We start from the raw sequence: 16289 nt of genomic DNA, 5'->3' as shown, positions 1-16289 counted from the left end.
CGAGGCGGGGCTTTTTATTGGCTTTCGGAATCAGACGAGCGGTTTAGGCTCGTGTTCTTTTTCCTGGGCCTCTTGGTGATGCTCGACCGCGTCCTGAACGGAGCGTGGTGCTTCGGCGATCACCGACTCAACCACTGCTTCTTCAGTCACGGAAGCAGCAACCTCTACGACGTCAGCAGCTGGAGCTGCAGCGGCAGCCAGTTCGGCTTCCTTCTGCAGACGCTCGGCTTCACGCTTGCGGCGACGCACTTCACGTGGGTCGTTTGGCGCACGGCCGTTTGGCGTCAGGGCGCTGACCGGAGCGGCTTCAACCACTGGAGCAGGGGCTTCAGCAACCACAGGCGCTTCGACGACCGGTGCTTCAACCACTGGCGCTGGAGCAGGTTCGGCCACTTCAACGACTGGCGCGGCGGCCTTGGTTTCTTCAGCCACCGGGGCTTCTGCTACCGGCGCTGGCTTTTCAGCGACGGCAGGCTCGGCAACCCAGTTGAAGGCGGTCTGTTCTTCGCGAACTTCACGCACGGTTTCGGTCACGGTTTCAGCGACGGTTTCAGCAACCGGCTCTGCGACCACAACTGGCGCCTCGACAACCGGAGCAGGCTCGGCAGCGACTTCAGCCTGAGGCTGAGCTTCGCGAACCGGTGCCGCTTCGACTTCCGGAGCAGCAACCACTTCCACTGGGGTAGTGGCTTCAACGACCGGCGCTTCCACTGGAGCAGTTTCCAGGGTGGCGGCGGTGGCGCGTTCAGCTTGCTCGTGTGCCTGTGCTTCGGCTGGAGCGCTGATCACGCTGCTGGCAACAGCGGCGGTCACGGCCAGGCCGGCAGCCAGATCGGCAGCGCTTGGTGCTGATTCAGCGTTTTCGCCGGACTCGGACTCTTCCGAACCTTCGATCACGTTGCCGTTGGCATCACGCTGACGCTCGCGACGGTTGCTGCGACGACGCTGACCACGGGAGCGACGACGTGGACGATCGCCTTCGGCGTTGTCCTGACCGTCTTCCGACAGTTGCTCTTCGCCGGTGATGACTTCTTCTTCGGCTACCGCAGCAGCCTGTTCGGCACGCGGTTGACGCTCTTCACGCGGCGGACGCGGTGCGCGTTCTTCGCGTGGCTGACGGGCCGGACGCTCTTCTGCGACAACAGCGGCAGCGGCAGCAGCTACGGGTGCGGCCGGAGCGGCGTCCAATGGCTCGCGCAGTTCACGGACACGCTCTTCACGCTCGCCACGTGGCTTGCGGTCTTCACGTGGCGCACGTGGTGCACGTTCTTCACGCGGAGCGCGGGGTGCGCGTTCTTCGCGAGCGGCTGGCGCTTCGGTGCGGGCTTCACGCGGTTCACGGGCTTCACGCGGCTGACGCTCTTCACGCGGCTCACGTGGTGCGCGCTCTTCACGCGGTGCACGTTCTTCGCGCGGCTTGCGCTCTTCATCGCGGCGACCGTTACGGTTGCGGCTCTGCTGACGACCGTTGCGACGCTCTTCGTTGCGGGCCGGACGCTCGGTGGCCGGTTTTTCAACGACGACCGGAGCGGCTGGCTCTTCTTTGGTCGCGAACAGGCTGACCAGCGATTTCACCAGGCCTTTGAACAGGCTTGGCTCTGGCGCGGCAACCGGAGCGGGTGCAGCGGCGACAGGCGCGGCGACTTCGGTCGGCACCGGAGCGTTGGCGCGGGCCGGAGCAGTCTTGACCGCGGCTTCCTGGCGAACCAGGGTGCGGGTCGCAGCGGCTGGCTGGACTTCTTCGACTTCGGCAGCGGCAGCAGCGATTTCGTAGCTGGACTGGTTGGTCGCTGCTTCCGGGCTGTCGTCACGCAGACGCTGAACTTCGAAGTGCGGGGTTTCGAGGTGATCGTTCGGCAGAATGACGATACGGGCACGGGTGCGCAGTTCGATCTTGGTGATCGAGTTGCGTTTTTCGTTAAGCAGGAAGGCGGCGACCGGGATCGGCACCTGAGCGCGCACTTCGGCAGTGCGGTCTTTCAGGGCTTCTTCTTCGATCAGACGCAGGATTGCCAGCGACAGCGATTCGACGTCACGGATGATGCCGGTGCCGTTGCAGCGCGGGCAGACGATGCCGCTGCTTTCGCCCAGCGATGGACGCAGGCGCTGACGGGACATTTCCAGCAGGCCGAAGCGCGAGATGCGGCCGATCTGCACGCGAGCGCGGTCGGCTTCCAGGCATTCGCGGACTTTCTCTTCCACGGCGCGCTGGTTCTTGGCTGGGGTCATGTCGATGAAGTCGATGACGATCAGGCCGCCGATGTCGCGCAGGCGCAACTGACGGGCGATTTCTTCGGCGGCTTCAAGGTTGGTCTGCAGCGCGGTTTCTTCGATGTCGCTGCCTTTGGTGGCGCGCGCCGAGTTGATGTCGATGGACACCAGGGCTTCGGTCGGATCGATGACGATGGAGCCGCCGGAAGGCAGTTCGACGACGCGCTGGAAAGCGGTCTCGATCTGGCTTTCGATCTGGAAACGGTTGAACAGCGGCACGCTGTCTTCGTACAGCTTGATCTTGCTGGCGTACTGCGGCATCACCTGGCGGATGAAGGTCAGGGCTTCGTCCTGGGCTTCAACGCTGTCGATCAGCACTTCGCCGATGTCCTGGCGCAGGTAATCGCGGATGGCGCGGATGATCACGTTGCTTTCCTGGTAGATCAGGAACGGCGCGGAGCGATCCAGCGAGGCTTCTTTGATGGCGGTCCACAGTTGCAGCAGGTAGTCGAGGTCCCACTGCATTTCTTCGCTGCTGCGGCCCAGGCCGGCAGTGCGCACGATCAGACCCATGTCGGCTGGAGCAACCAGACCGTTCAGCGCTTCACGCAGTTCGTTGCGCTCTTCGCCTTCGATGCGACGGGAGATACCGCCGGCACGCGGGTTGTTCGGCATCAGCACGAGGTAACGACCGGCCAGGCTGATGAAAGTGGTCAGGGCGGCGCCCTTGTTGCCACGTTCTTCTTTTTCGACCTGAACGATGACTTCCTGGCCTTCGCTCAGGACGTCCTTGATGTTGACGCGGCCTTCAGGGGCTTTCTTGAAGTATTCGCGGGAGATTTCTTTGAGGGGCAGGAAGCCGTGGCGCTCGGAGCCGAAATCGACAAAGGCAGCCTCAAGGCTTGGTTCGATGCGAGTGATACGGCCTTTGTAGATGTTGGCCTTTTTCTGCTCGCGTGCACCGGATTCGATGTCCAGGTCGTAGAGGCGTTGGCCATCTACCAGTGCAACACGCAACTCTTCGGGTTGAGTTGCGTTAATCAGCATTCTTTTCATGTAGTACCGTCGGTTTCCGGGCTGCCGGAAACGGCGTTCGGCACACACGACTTCTCACGGTCGGTGTCAGGTGCGTCGGGAGTGGTTGGCCATTCCCGTGTCCAGCGATGTCAGGCCAATTGGGCCGATATCGCGACGTACGCGTCCTGCTTGCTGTGGCTACTTAAGCACTCAGTCAGGAGGAGGAATCAACCAGCGGCTGTGGACGAGATGAAGCGTCTTGATAAAGCCTATTGCTACACAGTCCGGCGGTTGTGCATCTCCACCCTACACGTATCCCTGATAATTCGGGTGCTGCCGCGCGCAGAATCCGCAGCGGGTTGGCATTTACCGTGAGCTCCGAAAGGGGAGGTCACGCATCATGGCTAATTCAGGCGATGTTTCCGAAGCCTTCGCTCGGGGTCATCTGCAGCTGACTGCACTTTGTGAACTGGCCTCGAATATTTGCCTGTCAGGCGAGTGAAAACTCTGCTCGACGGTGTAATTCAGGCCTCATGTCACCTGCGCTTGTTACAACTGCAAACTCCACCGTTAAGTAGCGAAAGCCCCGTAGGACGGCCTCGCGTCCTGGTGAATTGCGTTGGTCAGGGCCGGTTTTTGACCGTGGTTCCGCTGTCCAGGCCGCTTTTGGCGGCGTTCGCGACTATAGCAGCAATGATTAAGTGCTTCAATTCCATAAAAATTGTTATCATCCGCGGCATGACAACTACTGCCCCTTCGACTCCAGGCGTTCAACTGCTTGAAGTCTCGCCGGAGTATGCCGGCCAACGAATCGACAATTTCCTCCTTGCCCGGCTCAAAGGCGTGCCCAAGACCTTGATTTACCGCATTTTGCGTAAAGGCGAAGTGCGTGTGAACAAGGGGCGGATCAAGCCCGAATACAAGCTGCAGGCCGGCGATATCGTGCGCGTGCCACCGGTTCGCGTGCCTGAGCGCGACGAGCCGGTGCCTTTGGCCCAAGGTCTGTTGCAGCGCCTGGAAGCCTCGATTGTCTACGAAGACAAAGCCCTGATCGTGATCAACAAGCCCGCCGGCATTGCGGTTCACGGCGGCAGCGGCTTGAATTACGGTGTCATCGAAGCCTTTCGTCAGTTGCGCCCCGATGCCAAGGAGCTGGAGCTGGTTCACCGTCTCGACCGTGATACCTCCGGTCTGTTGATGATCGCCAAGAAGCGCAGCATGTTGCGCCACTTGCACGCCGCATTGCGCGGTGACGGCGTCGACAAGCGCTACATGGCACTGGTTCGCGGTAACTGGGCGACTTCGATCAAGCAAGTCCGTGCGGCGCTCGGCAAGAGCAATCTGCGCTCCGGCGAGCGCATGGTCGAGGTCGACGAGGAGGAGGGCAAGGAGTCGGTGACCGTGTTCAAGGTCCTGCGCCGCTTCGGCGACTTTGCCACCCTGATCGAAGCCAAGCCGATCACCGGCCGTACGCACCAGATCCGCGTCCACACGTTGCACGCCGGGCACTGCATTGCCGGTGACACCAAGTACGGCGATGACGGTTTCAGCAAGGAAATCCGTGATCTGGGCGGCAAGCGCCTGTTCCTGCACGCCTACATGCTGACCGTGCCGCTGCCTGATGGCGGTGAGCTCAAGTTGCAGGCACCGGTCGATGAAATGTGGGCCAAGACCGTGGAGCGATTGAGTGCGCCCATCTGATTACAAGCTGCTGATTTTCGATTGGGACGGCACCCTCGCCGATTCCATTGGTCGGATTGTCGAGGCGATGCATTCTGCGTCCGGGCGTTCCGGTTTCGAGTTGCGCGATGATTTTGCCGTCAAGGGCATCATCGGTCTGGGCTTGCCCGAGGCGATCCGCACCTTGTATCCGGACATCAGCGATGCCGAGATGACCTTGTTTCGCGAGTACTACGCCGATCACTACATCGCGGCAGAAGCCGTGCCTTCGCCGCTGTTCGAGGGTGTAGTCGAGTCGATGGCGTCCTTTCGTGAGCAGGGTTTTCACCTGGCGGTCGCGACTGGCAAGAATCGTCGCGGACTGGATCGGGTGCTGAAAGCCAATGGCTGGGAAGATTTTTTCGATATCACCCGCGCCGCCGACGAGACTGCGAGCAAGCCGCATCCGTTGATGCTGGAACAGATTCTCGACCACTGCGGCGTGCATCCCGAGCAGGCGCTGATGGTCGGGGACTCGTCCTTCGATCTGCTGATGGCGCGTAATGCAGGCATGGCCTCTGTGGCGGTCAGCTACGGCGCGCAGTCGATTGACTCGCTGCAGCAGTTCGAGCCGCGCCTGTCGATCGACCATTTTAGTGAGTTGCATGCCTGGCTGGGGCAGCAGGCCAAATAAGTTTTTTCTGGGGTGGACTGGATGACCGACGAATGGAAAGCACCGGCCAAGGCAAGTGCCGACGACGGTGACGCGAAAAGCTGGAAGTTGTTGGAAAAGACCTTGCTCGCCGGTGTGCAGGAGCAGCGTCGCTCGCGGCGCTGGGGGATTTTCTTCAAACTGCTGACTTTTGTTTATCTGTTTATCGCTCTGATTGCGTTCACGCCGCTGATGGACATGGAAAAGAGCGCCACTCGCGGCCCGAACTACACCGCACTGATCGACGTCACTGGTGTGATCGCTGACAAGGAGCCGGCCAGCGCCGACAACATTGTTGGCAGTCTGCGTGCAGCCTTTGAGGACAAGAAGGTCAAAGGTGTAATCCTGCGGATCAACAGTCCTGGCGGCAGCCCGGTGCAGTCGGGTTACGTGTACGACGAAATCAAGCGTCTGCGCGGTCTGCATCCGGACATCAAGGTTTATGCGGTGATTTCCGATCTCGGGGCGTCCGGTGCCTATTACATCGCCAGTGCGGCAGATCAGATCTATGCCGACAAGGCGAGTCTGGTCGGTTCGATTGGTGTAACGGCGGCCGGTTACGGTTTCGTCGGTACCATGGACAAGCTCGGCGTTGAACGTCGCACTTATACGTCTGGCGAGCACAAGTCGTTCCTTGACCCGTTCCAGCCGCAGAAGCCGGATGAAACGGCGTTCTGGCAGACGGTGCTGGATACCACGCACAACCAGTTCATCAATAGCGTCAAGCAGGGGCGTGGCGATCGTCTGAAGGATAAGGAGCATCCGGAATTGTTTTCCGGTCTTGTCTGGTCAGGTGAGCAGGCACTGCCGCTGGGTTTGATCGATGGTCTGGGCAATACCAGTTCGGTGGCGCGGGATGTAATTGGTGAGAAGGAGTTGGTGGATTTCACCGTGCAGGAATCGCCGTTTGATCGCTTCTCGAAGAAGCTCGGTGCCAGCGTGGCTGAGCAATTGGCGATGTGGATGGGTTTCCACGGGCCTTCGTTGCGCTGACAGTTCGTCTGATAAACAAACCGGCCTTGATGGCCGGTTTTTTGTGCGTCACGGAATTTGCACGCCCTCGGCCAGTAGCATGTCAATCAGGCGGATGAGTGGCAGGCCGATCAGGCTGGTGGCGTCAGGCCCTTCGGTGGACTGAAACAGGCTCACACCCAGGCCTTCGGCCTTGAAGCTGCCGGCGCAGTCGTAGGGCTGCTCGAGGCGCAGGTAGCGTTCGATGCGTGCTTCGTCGAGTTGGCGCATGTGTACGGTAAATGGCACACAGTCGACCTGGCAGAGGCCGGTCTGGCTGTTGAGCAGGGCCAGGCCGGTGAGGAAGGTCACACTGGCGCCGCTGGCCGCCAGCAGTTGCTCGCGAGCCTTGTCAAAGGTGTGTGGCTTGCCGATGATCCGCTCGCCGAGCACGGCAACCTGGTCCGAGCCGATAATCAGGTGGGCAGGGTGGCTGGCAGCCAGTGCCCGGGCTTTCTGTTCGGCGAGGCGCTTGACCAGTTCGATGGCGGATTCGCCGTTCTGGTGGCTTTCGTCGATATCTGGCGAGCTGCAGACGAACGGCAGGTGTAGGCGGGCGAGCAATTCCCGGCGATAAGTCGAGCTTGAGGCGAGTAATAAAGGCAGCATTGGCGTCTCCTGAGGCAGGTGCGAATTCTAGCGGAGGCACGCAAGTGACGGACAGGGCACAATTTCCTTTGACATGGGTGGGTGCATCCCTATAATGCTGCGCCTATGTTGAATGACCCGATTCCACCTCACGTTGACCCGCGCAAATTGGCTGACCGTGGCACCACCCTTCAAGGTGAACTGCTGCTGGCCGATTTGAAGAGACTCTGCGACCCGCTTTCCGACGATGTCGGTAAGGTGCAGGCCAAATTCGTTTTTGAACGAGATGAACGTAAATCTGTGGTGATCCACAGCTTTATCGACACCGAAGTCAAAATGGTCTGCCAGCGTTGTCTTGAGCTGGTCACCCTGCCGATCCACAGCGAATGCAGTTACGCTGTAGTGAAGGAGGGTGCGAATACCCAGTCGTTACCGAAAGGTTATGACGTGCTGGAACTGGGCGAAGATCCATTGGATCTGCAGTCACTGATCGAGGAGGAGCTTCTGCTCGCCTTGCCCATTGTGCCTGCTCATCATCCGGAAGAATGCCAGCAGCCGGCGGGAGCAGATGAACCCGAACCGAGCGAGGACGAGGTAACGCGGTCCAACCCGTTCAGTGTATTGGCGCAGTTAAAGCGTGACCCAAACGTTTAGGAGTTAATCAATTATGGCTGTTCAGCAGAACAAAAAATCCCGCTCCGCCCGTGACATGCGCCGTTCGCACGACGCTCTCGAGGCTAGCACCCTGTCTGTAGAAAAAACCACTGGTGAAGTTCACCTGCGTCACCACGTATCGCCAGAAGGCGTATACCGTGGCCGTAAAGTGATCGACAAGGGCGCTGACGAGTAATCACTTGTCCGCTCAAGTCATCGCGATTGACGCAATGGGCGGGGACTTCGGTCCCCGCAGCATTGTTCAGGCCAGCCTTGCTTGCCTTTCTGCTACGCCCTCGCTGCACCTGACCCTCGTCGGTCAATCCTCCCTTCTTGAAGAACTGATCCACGGCCAATCGGCTGCCGATCGCGCGCGCCTGACGATTGTTCCGGCGTCTGAAGTCATCACCATGGACGAAAAGCCGACTCAGGCCTTGCGTGGCAAGCCGGATTCGTCGATGCGTGTCGCCCTGGAGCTGGTGCGTGACGGCAAGGCTCAGGCCTGTGTCAGCGCCGGTAATACCGGTGCGTTGATGGCGCTGTCGCGTTTCGTGCTCAAGACCTTGCCGGGGATTGATCGGCCGGCGATGGTGGCGGCGATTCCGACGCAGAAGGGCTATTGCCAGTTGCTCGATCTGGGCGCCAACGTCGATTGCAGCGCCGAGCATCTGTTGCAGTTCGCGGTGATGGGCTCGGTGGCGGCGCAGACGCTGGGCATTGCCCGGCCGCGTGTCGCATTACTGAATATCGGCACCGAAGACATCAAGGGCAATCAGCAGGTCAAGCTGGCCGCGACTTTGCTGCAGGCTGCGCGCGGCATCAACTACATCGGTTTTGTCGAGGGCGATGGTCTTTATCGCGGCGAGGCGGATGTGGTGGTCTGTGACGGGTTTGTCGGCAATATCCTGCTCAAGTCCAGCGAGGGCCTGGCGACGATGATCGCTGCGCGCATCGAGGCCTTGTTCAAGAAAAACTTCGCTTCCCGCGTGGTAGGTGCTTTGGCGCTGCCATTGATGAAGCGCTTGCAGGCGGATCTGGCGCCGGCGCGACATAACGGCGCAAGCTTTCTCGGCTTGCAGGGCATTGTAGTGAAAAGTCATGGTTCGGCCGGGGTTCAGGGGTTTCAGAGTGCGATTCAGCGTGCACTGATCGAGATTCAGGAGAATCTGCCCGAACGTCTCCATGGCCGTCTGGAGGATTTGTTGTCTTAGGCGATTTCGTCGGACAATGCTTAAATGTGACCGCCCGGTTCAAAGGGCCATCCAACTGTCAGTTTCTTGCGTCCCTCGGTGGGGCGTCATTTTCCGACGACAAGATCATTAGGGGCTTGTTACATGTCTGCTTCCCTCGCATTCGTCTTTCCAGGACAGGGTTCGCAGTCCCTCGGCATGCTGGCCGAGCTGGGCGCGGAACATCCGCTGATCCTCGAAACCTTCAAAGAAGCATCCGATGCTCTGGGCTATGACCTGTGGGCGCTGACCCAGCAGGGTCCGGAAGAGCTGCTCAATCAAACCGACAAAACCCAACCGGCCATTCTGACTGCTTCGATCGCCCTGTGGCGCCTGTGGCTGGCTCAAGGCGGTGCGCGTCCGGCATTTGTCGCCGGGCACAGCCTGGGTGAATACAGCGCGCTGGTTGCCGCCGGCAGCCTGAGCCTGGCTGACGCGGTGAAGCTCGTTGAGCGTCGCGGTCAGTTGATGCAGGAAGCCGTTCCGGCCGGGCAGGGCGGCATGGCTGCCATCCTCGGTCTGGAAGATGCCGACGTGCTGGCAGCCTGTGCCGAAGCGGCGCAAGGCGAAGTGGTCAGCGCAGTCAACTTCAACTCGCCGGGCCAGGTAGTGATTGCCGGTGCCAAGGCGGCCGTTGAGCGCGCCATCGAGGGCTGCAAGGCCCGTGGCGCCAAGCGCGCCATGCCGTTGCCGGTGAGCGTGCCTTCGCACTGCGAGCTGATGCGTCCGGCGGCCGAGCGCTTTGCCGAATCCATTGCCGCCATCGAGTGGCAGGCGCCGCAGATCCCGGTGGTCCAGAACGTCAGCGCGCAAGTGCCGGCCGATCTGGAAACCCTCAAGCGTGATCTGCTCGAACAACTGTACAAACCAGTACGCTGGGTTGAATCGGTCCAGACCCTGGCTGCCAAAGGCGCCACCAGTCTGGTCGAGTGCGGCCCGGGCAAGGTGCTCGCCGGTCTGAACAAACGTTGCGCCGAAGGCGTTTCGACTTCCAACCTCAATACCCCAGACGCTTTCGCTGCCGCCCGTGCAGCGCTGGCCTGAATCAGGAGAAACTTGCATGAGTCTGCAAGGTAAAGTTGCACTGGTCACCGGTGCAAGCCGCGGTATCGGCCAGGCTATCGCACTGGAACTGGGTCGTCAGGGCGCCGTCGTCATCGGCACTGCGACTTCCGCCAAAGGCGCCGAGGCGATTGCTGCCACCCTGAAAGAACACGGCATCCAGGGCACTGGCCTGGAACTCAACGTCACTAGCGATGAATCTGTCAGCAAGGTTCTGGCGAGCATCCAGGAACAGTTCGGTGCGCCGGCGATTCTGGTCAATAATGCCGGCATCACCCGCGATAACCTGATGATGCGCATGAAAGACGATGAGTGGTACGACGTGATCGATACCAACCTTAACAGTCTGTATCGCTTGTCCAAGGGCGTTTTGCGCGGTATGACCAAGGCGCGCTGGGGCCGAATTATCAGTATTGGCTCGGTGGTGGGTGCCATGGGCAACGCAGGCCAAGTAAACTATGCAGCCGCCAAGGCCGGTCTGGAAGGTTTCAGCCGTGCGATGGCGCGTGAAGTCGGTTCGCGTTCGATTACGGTCAACTCGGTAACCCCAGGGTTCATCGACACCGATATGACTCGCGAACTGCCGGAAGCACAGCGTGAAGCCTTGCAGACGCAGATTCCGCTGGGTCGTCTGGGGCAAGCTCAAGAGATCGCTTCGGTGGTCGCTTTTCTTGCATCCGACGGTGCGGCATACGTCACTGGGGCTACAATCCCGGTGAACGGTGGGATGTACATGTAAGTAAAATGTGACGGATTGCTTCAAAAAAATGTCATACGAGCTGTCTAAAATCCGTTATAAAGCTGCAATCTATTTATAGGCAGAGGGCCGCAGGGTTTGAGGAGTGAAGCTTTCAGTTGAAAAGCTGAAAAGCCTTTCTATACACTTACCCACTGGCCAGCTGCCTGAATTTGTCCATTAGGAGTGAAAACAAGGTATGAGCACCATCGAAGAGCGCGTCAAGAAAATCGTTGCCGAGCAACTGGGTGTTAAACAGGAAGAAGTGGTCAACACTGCTTCCTTCGTTGAAGACCTGGGTGCCGACTCCCTTGACACCGTTGAGCTGGTGATGGCTCTGGAAGAGGAATTCGAGACCGAAATCCCTGATGAAGAAGCTGAGAAGATCACTACTGTACAAGCTGCAATCGACTACGTTACTAGCCACCAGGCGTAATAGTTTGTAATCGTTGTCTGCTGTCATGGAAAAACCGCACTGCCATCATGGCGTGCGGTTTTTTCTTTAGGCCTGATGCAAAGTCGTCATTTGAAAAAGGAGAGTGCTGTGTCGCGTAGACGCGTCGTAGTCACCGGTATGGGTATGTTGTCGCCACTGGGCACGGATGTGCCGAGCAGTTGGCAGGGCATTCTGGCTGGCCGCAGTGGCATTGGTCTGATCGAACACACCGACCTTTCTGCCTATTCCACCCGTTTTGGCGGCTCGGTAAAGGGCTTCAATGTCGAGGAATACCTGTCGGTCAAGGAAGCACGCAAGCTCGACCTGTTCATTCAGTACGGTCTGGCCGCGGGTTTTCAGGCTGTTCGCAACGCCGGTCTGGAAGTCACCGACGCCAACCGTGAGCGCATTGGCGTAGCCATGGGTTCGGGCATCGGCGGTCTGACCAACATCGAAGAAACCAGCCGTACCCTGCATGAGACGGGCCCGCGTCGAATCTCGCCATTCTTCGTGCCAGGCTCGATCATCAATATGATTTCCGGTTTTCTGTCCATCCACCTGGGTGCACAGGGGCCGAACTACGCCATTTCCACTGCCTGTACCACCGGTACGCACTGCATTGGCATGGCGGCGCGCAACATCATGTACGACGAGGCCGACGTGATGATCGCTGGCGGTGCCGAGATGGCCGCGTGCGGTCTGGGCATGGGCGGCTTCGGTGCGTCCCGTGCGCTCTCGACCCGCAACGACGAGCCGACCCGCGCCAGTCGTCCGTGGGACAAGGGCCGTGATGGCTTCGTGCTGTCTGACGGTGCCGGTGCTCTGGTGCTCGAAGAACTCGAGCACGCCAAGGCCCGTGGCGCCACGATCTACGCCGAGCTGATCGGCTTCGGTACCAGCGGTGATGCGTTCCACATGACCTCGCCACCTGCGGACGGTGCCGGTGCGGCTCGCTGCATCACCAATGCCCTGCGCGATGCGAAGATCAACATCGACCAGGTGCAGTACATCAACGCCCACGGCACTTCGACCCCGGCCGGCGACCTTGCCGAAGCCAACGCGATCAAGACCGTGTTCGGTGATCACGCCTACAACCTGGCGGTCAGCTCCACCAAGTCCATGACCGGTCACCTGTTGGGTGCGGCGGGCGCGGTCGAGGCGATCTTCAGTGTGCTGGCGATCAACAGCCAGGTGGCACCGCCGACCATCAACCTCGACGAGCCGGATGAAGGCTGCGATCTCGATTTCGTGCCGCACACTGCGCGCAACATGGACATCGACGTCGTACTCTCCAACTCCTTCGGGTTTGGCGGCACCAACGGCACGTTGGCGTTCCGCCGGTTCGCAGGCTGATGGACAGCTGGGTCGACGGTCAGCCGGCTGACGCTCTGTCGCTGAAAGATCGCGGCCTGGCTTACGGCGATGGTCTGTTCGAGACCATCGCTGTGCACGGCGGCCAGCCAGTATTGCTGGATCGTCACCTGACGCGTTTGGCCGAGGGTTGCTCGCGTCTGGCCATCGTGGCGGATATCGAGCTGGTTCGCACCGAGCTGCTGGCCTATGCCGTGGCGATGGGCGAGGGCGTCCTCAAGCTGATCCTCACTCGAGGTGACGGCTTGCGCGGCTATGCGCCCGATCCAGCGGCGCAGGGCCGACGCATTCTGCAAGGCAACCCGCCCGCTGCTTATCCTGCCGTGCATGGCGAGCAAGGCGTGCGCCTGTTTCCCTGCGTCACGCGGTTGTCTAACCAGCCCTTGCTGGCTGGTCTCAAACATCTGAATCGTCTGGAGCAAGTGCTCGCCCGTGCCGAATGGCGCGACAGCGAACACGCCGAAGGCTTGATGCTCGATCAGGCCGGGCGCGTCATCGAAGGCGTGTACAGCAACCTGTTTCTGGTGCGCGACGGCGTACTGATCACCTCGGATCTGAAGCGCTGTGGCGTGGCCGGCGTAATGCGTGCCGAAATTTTGTTTCAGGCCGAGTCCCTGGGGATTCACACGCAAATCACCGACATCAGCCTCGAACAGCTGCAATGGGCTGATGAAGTGTTTGTCTGCAACAGTGTGTATGGCGTCTGGCCGGTACGCGCCTACGCTGCACTGAGCTGGCCGGTTGGCAAACTCACCCGTAAACTGCAAACCATTTCCCGCGCCCTACTGGATGCCTGATTCGTGAGACGTAAACTCTTGCTGCTGCTGGAAACCGGACTGGTTCTCGCAGGGCTTTTGCTGGGCGCCAGCGCCTGGAAAATTCATTCCGCGCTGGAACAGCCGCTGAACATCACGCAGGAAGAACTGCTGGATGTGCCAAAAGGCTCGACGCCGACCCGTACCTTTCTTGAACTCGAAACCGATGGCGTCATCAAGGACGCCTTCTGGTTACGCATCTATTGGCGCTTCAACCTGACCGGTACGCCGATTCATAGCGGTGAATACCGCATGCAGCCGGGCATGACCGTCAACGGTCTGATCGACTTGTGGAAGCGTGGTGAAGTGGTGCAATACAGCCTGACGCTGGTCGAGGGCTGGAACTTCCATCAGGTACGCGCCGCGCTGGCAAAAGATGAAAAGATCGAGCAGACCCTCAAGGGCTTGAGCGACAGCGAAGTGATGGAGAAAATCGGCCATCGCGGTCTGTTCCCCGAAGGTCGTTTCTTCCCGGACACCTACCGCTTCGTGCGCGGGGTCTCCGACGTCGAATTGCTGAAGAAGGCCTTTGATCGACTCGACGAGGTATTGGCCAAAGAGTGGGAAAATCGCTCGGCCGACGCTCCGTACAGCGAGCCTTACCAGGCGCTGATCATGGCCTCGCTGGTCGAGAAGGAGACCGGTGTGCCGCAGGAGCGTGGGCAGATTGCCGGCGTGTTCGTGCGCCGCATGGCGCTGGGCATGCAGTTGCAGACCGATCCGACCGTGATCTATGGTCTGGGCGACCGCTACACCGGCAAGCTGACACGCGCGCATCTCAAAGAGCCGACGCCCTACAACACCTATGTGATTCCGGGGCTGCCGCCGACGCCGATCGCGATGGTCGGACGCGAAGCGATTCATGCTGCGCTGAACCCGGTGCAAGGCAACAGCCTGTACTTTGTCGCCCGTGGCGATGGCAGCCATGTGTTCTCCGATGACCTGGACGCGCACAACAGCGCGGTGCGTGAATTCCAGCTCAAGCGCCGCGCCGATTACCGCTCCAGCCCGGCACCGGCGGGGACACCGGCTGCCGCGCCAGCCGCCGAAGCGACTCCTGCGGCTTCGCCCGATACTGCACCGCAGGCGCTGCCGGAGGTTCCCTCTCAGGAACCCACACCGACACCGGATGCCGCCGTTCCGCAAAACGCGCAATGACTTTGATTAAGGACTGCCTGTGACTGGCTTGTTTATTACCCTGGAAGGCCCGGAAGGCGCCGGCAAGAGCACCAACCGCGAATACCTCGCCGAGCGCCTGCGCGCCGAAGGTATCGAAGTGCTGCTGACCCGCGAACCCGGCGGTACGCCACTCGCCGAGCGGATCCGCGATGTGCTGCTGGCCCCGGCCGACGAGGTCATGAACCCCGACACCGAGCTGTTGCTGGTGTTCGCCGCGCGCGCCCAGCATCTGGCCGAAGTGATCCGCCCGGCGCTGGCTCGCGGCGCAGTGGTGCTGTGCGATCGTTTCACTGATTCGACATACGCTTATCAGGGTGGCGGTCGCGGTTTGTCGCTGGAACGCATCGCCGCGCTGGAGACTTTCGTCCAGGGCGACCTGCGTCCGGATCTGACGCTGATTTTTGATCTGCCGGTGGAAATCGGCCTGGCCCGCGCCAGTGCCCGTGGCCGTCTGGATCGTTTTGAGCTGGAAGGTCGAGCGTTTTTCGAAGCGGTACGCAATGCGTTTCTCGAACGCGCCGAAGCCGACCCGGCGCGCTATGTGCGCATCGATGCCGGTCAGCCATTGGTCAAGGTTCAGCAATCGCTGGATACCTTGATTCCGAACTTGCTGGAGCTGATTCGTGGCTGAGGCCTATCCATGGCAGGACAGCCTCTGGCAGCAACTGGCCGGACGTAGTCAGCACGCCCACGCGTATCTGCTGCACGGCCCGGCCGGGATCGGCAAGCGCGCGTTGGCCGAGCGCCTGATGGCCAGCCTGCTCTGTCAGCGTCCGACGCCCGAGGCGTGCGGCGAGTGCAAGTCCTGTTTGTTGCTCAAGGCCGGCAGCCATCCGGACAATTACATCCTCGAGCCGGAGGAGGCCGACAAGGCGATCAAGGTCGATCAGGTGCGCGATCTGGTCAGTTTCGTGGTGCAGACTGCGCAACTGGGCGGGCGCAAAGTGGTGCTGATCGAACCGGTGGAGTCGATGAACATCAACGCCGCCAACGCACTGCTCAAGAGCCTTGAGGAGCCTTCCGGCGATACTGTGCTGTTGCTGGTCAGTCATCAGCCGAGCCGTTTGCTGCCGACGATCAAGAGTCGCTGTGTGCAGCAGGCGTGTCCGCTGCCCGGTGAGGCCATGAGCCTGCAATGGCTGGCGCAGGCGTTGCCGGAGTGCTCTGAAGAGGAGCGCGTCGAATTGCTGACGCTGGCCGCCGGCTCGCCGTTGATGGCGGTCAGCCTGCAGTCCCAGGGCGTGCGCGAACAGCGGGCGCAGGTGGTCGAAGGGGTAAAGAAGCTGCTCAAGCAACAGCAGTCGCCGACGCAATTGGCCGAAGAGTGGAAAAACATTCCGATGCTGCGCCTGTTCGACTGGTTCTGCGACTGGTCGAGCCTGATCCTGCGCTATCAGCTGACTCAGGACGAAGCCGGCCTCGGTCTGACCGACATGCGCAAAGTCGTGCAGTACCTGGCGCAGAAAAGCGCCCAAGGCAAAGTCCTCGATATTCAGGACTGGATTCTCGCCCAGCGGCAGAAAGTCCTGAGCAAAGCCAACCTCAATCCGGCACTGCTGCTGGAAGCGTTGTTGGTGCAATGGGCGGGATTGCCTGGTCAAAGATAAGA

16 protein-coding genes are annotated in these 16289 nt (G+C 60.4%); 14 read left to right on the top strand and 2 right to left on the bottom strand.

Annotation, left to right across the window (positions count from 1 at the left end; genetic code table 11):
• Nucleotides 1-30 precede the first annotated feature (30 nt).
• Nucleotides 31-3267 carry a ribonuclease E gene (rne, locus tag NTD85_RS05215; protein ID WP_262141603.1) on the bottom strand — a complete coding sequence of 1079 codons (3237 nt, stop codon included), beginning with the start codon at nucleotides 3265-3267 and terminating at the stop codon, nucleotides 31-33.
• A 699-nt stretch (nucleotides 3268-3966) separates the two neighbouring features.
• Between rne and rluC the strand changes: the two genes are divergently transcribed.
• Genes rluC through sppA form a run of 3 tightly spaced genes read left to right on the top strand, consistent with a single transcriptional unit; the run spans nucleotide 3967 to nucleotide 6592 of the window.
• Nucleotides 3967-4929 carry a 23S rRNA pseudouridine(955/2504/2580) synthase RluC gene (gene rluC / locus NTD85_RS05210; RefSeq protein WP_007950779.1) on the top strand — a complete coding sequence of 321 codons (963 nt, stop codon included), beginning with the start codon at nucleotides 3967-3969 and terminating at the stop codon, nucleotides 4927-4929.
• Complete coding sequence (locus NTD85_RS05205) at nucleotides 4916-5581, top strand: HAD-IA family hydrolase (RefSeq protein WP_103520748.1); 666 nt, start codon at nucleotides 4916-4918, stop codon at nucleotides 5579-5581. Before rluC ends, NTD85_RS05205 begins: the two co-directional genes overlap by 14 nt.
• Nucleotides 5582-5602: 21 nt before the next feature.
• Entirely contained in the window at nucleotides 5603-6592 is a 990-nt protein-coding gene (gene sppA, locus NTD85_RS05200; protein WP_103520747.1) for a signal peptide peptidase SppA, read from the top strand.
• A 48-nt stretch (nucleotides 6593-6640) separates the two neighbouring features.
• Here sppA and NTD85_RS05195 read toward each other — a convergent pair whose 3' ends face one another.
• Entirely contained in the window at nucleotides 6641-7219 is a 579-nt protein-coding gene (locus tag NTD85_RS05195; protein ID WP_103484735.1) for a Maf family protein, read from the bottom strand.
• A 105-nt stretch (nucleotides 7220-7324) separates the two neighbouring features.
• Between NTD85_RS05195 and NTD85_RS05190 the strand changes: the two genes are divergently transcribed.
• From NTD85_RS05190 to NTD85_RS05140, 11 genes are all read left to right on the top strand, one after another.
• Nucleotides 7325-7852: a YceD family protein gene (locus NTD85_RS05190; RefSeq protein WP_003227058.1), complete on the top strand. Its 528-nt coding sequence runs from the start codon at nucleotides 7325-7327 to the stop codon at nucleotides 7850-7852.
• A 13-nt stretch (nucleotides 7853-7865) separates the two neighbouring features.
• The gene (gene rpmF, locus NTD85_RS05185) at nucleotides 7866-8048 is read left to right on the top strand and encodes a 50S ribosomal protein L32 (protein ID WP_003179396.1); all 183 of its coding nucleotides are present in this window, start codon (nucleotides 7866-7868) and stop codon (nucleotides 8046-8048) included.
• A 4-nt stretch (nucleotides 8049-8052) separates the two neighbouring features.
• A complete protein-coding gene (gene plsX / locus NTD85_RS05180; protein ID WP_080593259.1) occupies nucleotides 8053-9063 on the top strand; it encodes a phosphate acyltransferase PlsX in 1011 nt (336 codons plus the stop codon).
• Between the two features lie 123 nt (nucleotides 9064-9186).
• Complete coding sequence (gene fabD, locus NTD85_RS05175; protein WP_262141601.1) at nucleotides 9187-10125, top strand: ACP S-malonyltransferase; 939 nt, start codon at nucleotides 9187-9189, stop codon at nucleotides 10123-10125.
• 16 nt (nucleotides 10126-10141) lie between these two features.
• Nucleotides 10142-10882: a 3-oxoacyl-ACP reductase FabG gene (gene fabG, locus NTD85_RS05170; protein WP_003227053.1), complete on the top strand. Its 741-nt coding sequence runs from the start codon at nucleotides 10142-10144 to the stop codon at nucleotides 10880-10882.
• A gap of 196 nt (nucleotides 10883-11078) precedes the next feature.
• Complete coding sequence (acpP, locus tag NTD85_RS05165) at nucleotides 11079-11315, top strand: acyl carrier protein (protein WP_003227051.1); 237 nt, start codon at nucleotides 11079-11081, stop codon at nucleotides 11313-11315.
• 108 nt (nucleotides 11316-11423) lie between these two features.
• Nucleotides 11424-12668, top strand: coding sequence for a beta-ketoacyl-ACP synthase II (gene fabF / locus NTD85_RS05160; RefSeq protein ID WP_003227039.1), 1245 nt, complete (start codon nucleotides 11424-11426; stop codon nucleotides 12666-12668).
• Nucleotides 12668-13483: an aminodeoxychorismate lyase gene (gene pabC / locus NTD85_RS05155; protein WP_262141600.1), complete on the top strand. Its 816-nt coding sequence runs from the start codon at nucleotides 12668-12670 to the stop codon at nucleotides 13481-13483. Before fabF ends, pabC begins: the two co-directional genes overlap by 1 nt.
• A 3-nt stretch (nucleotides 13484-13486) precedes the next feature.
• Nucleotides 13487-14659, top strand: coding sequence for an endolytic transglycosylase MltG (gene mltG / locus NTD85_RS05150; protein WP_262141599.1), 1173 nt, complete (start codon nucleotides 13487-13489; stop codon nucleotides 14657-14659).
• A gap of 19 nt (nucleotides 14660-14678) precedes the next feature.
• Nucleotides 14679-15311: a dTMP kinase gene (tmk, locus tag NTD85_RS05145; protein ID WP_201136878.1), complete on the top strand. Its 633-nt coding sequence runs from the start codon at nucleotides 14679-14681 to the stop codon at nucleotides 15309-15311.
• Complete coding sequence (locus tag NTD85_RS05140) at nucleotides 15304-16287, top strand: DNA polymerase III subunit delta' (protein WP_003227032.1); 984 nt, start codon at nucleotides 15304-15306, stop codon at nucleotides 16285-16287. The genes tmk and NTD85_RS05140 overlap by 8 nt, the downstream gene beginning before the upstream one ends.
• The last annotated feature ends 2 nt before the right edge of the window (nucleotides 16288-16289 follow it).

This window comes from Pseudomonas sp. 13B_3.2_Bac1, assembly GCF_025466205.1.
GTDB classification, from domain to species: Bacteria; Pseudomonadota; Gammaproteobacteria; order Pseudomonadales; family Pseudomonadaceae; genus Aquipseudomonas; species Aquipseudomonas fluorescens_H.
This window is presented reverse-complemented; position numbering and strand designations above follow the sequence as displayed.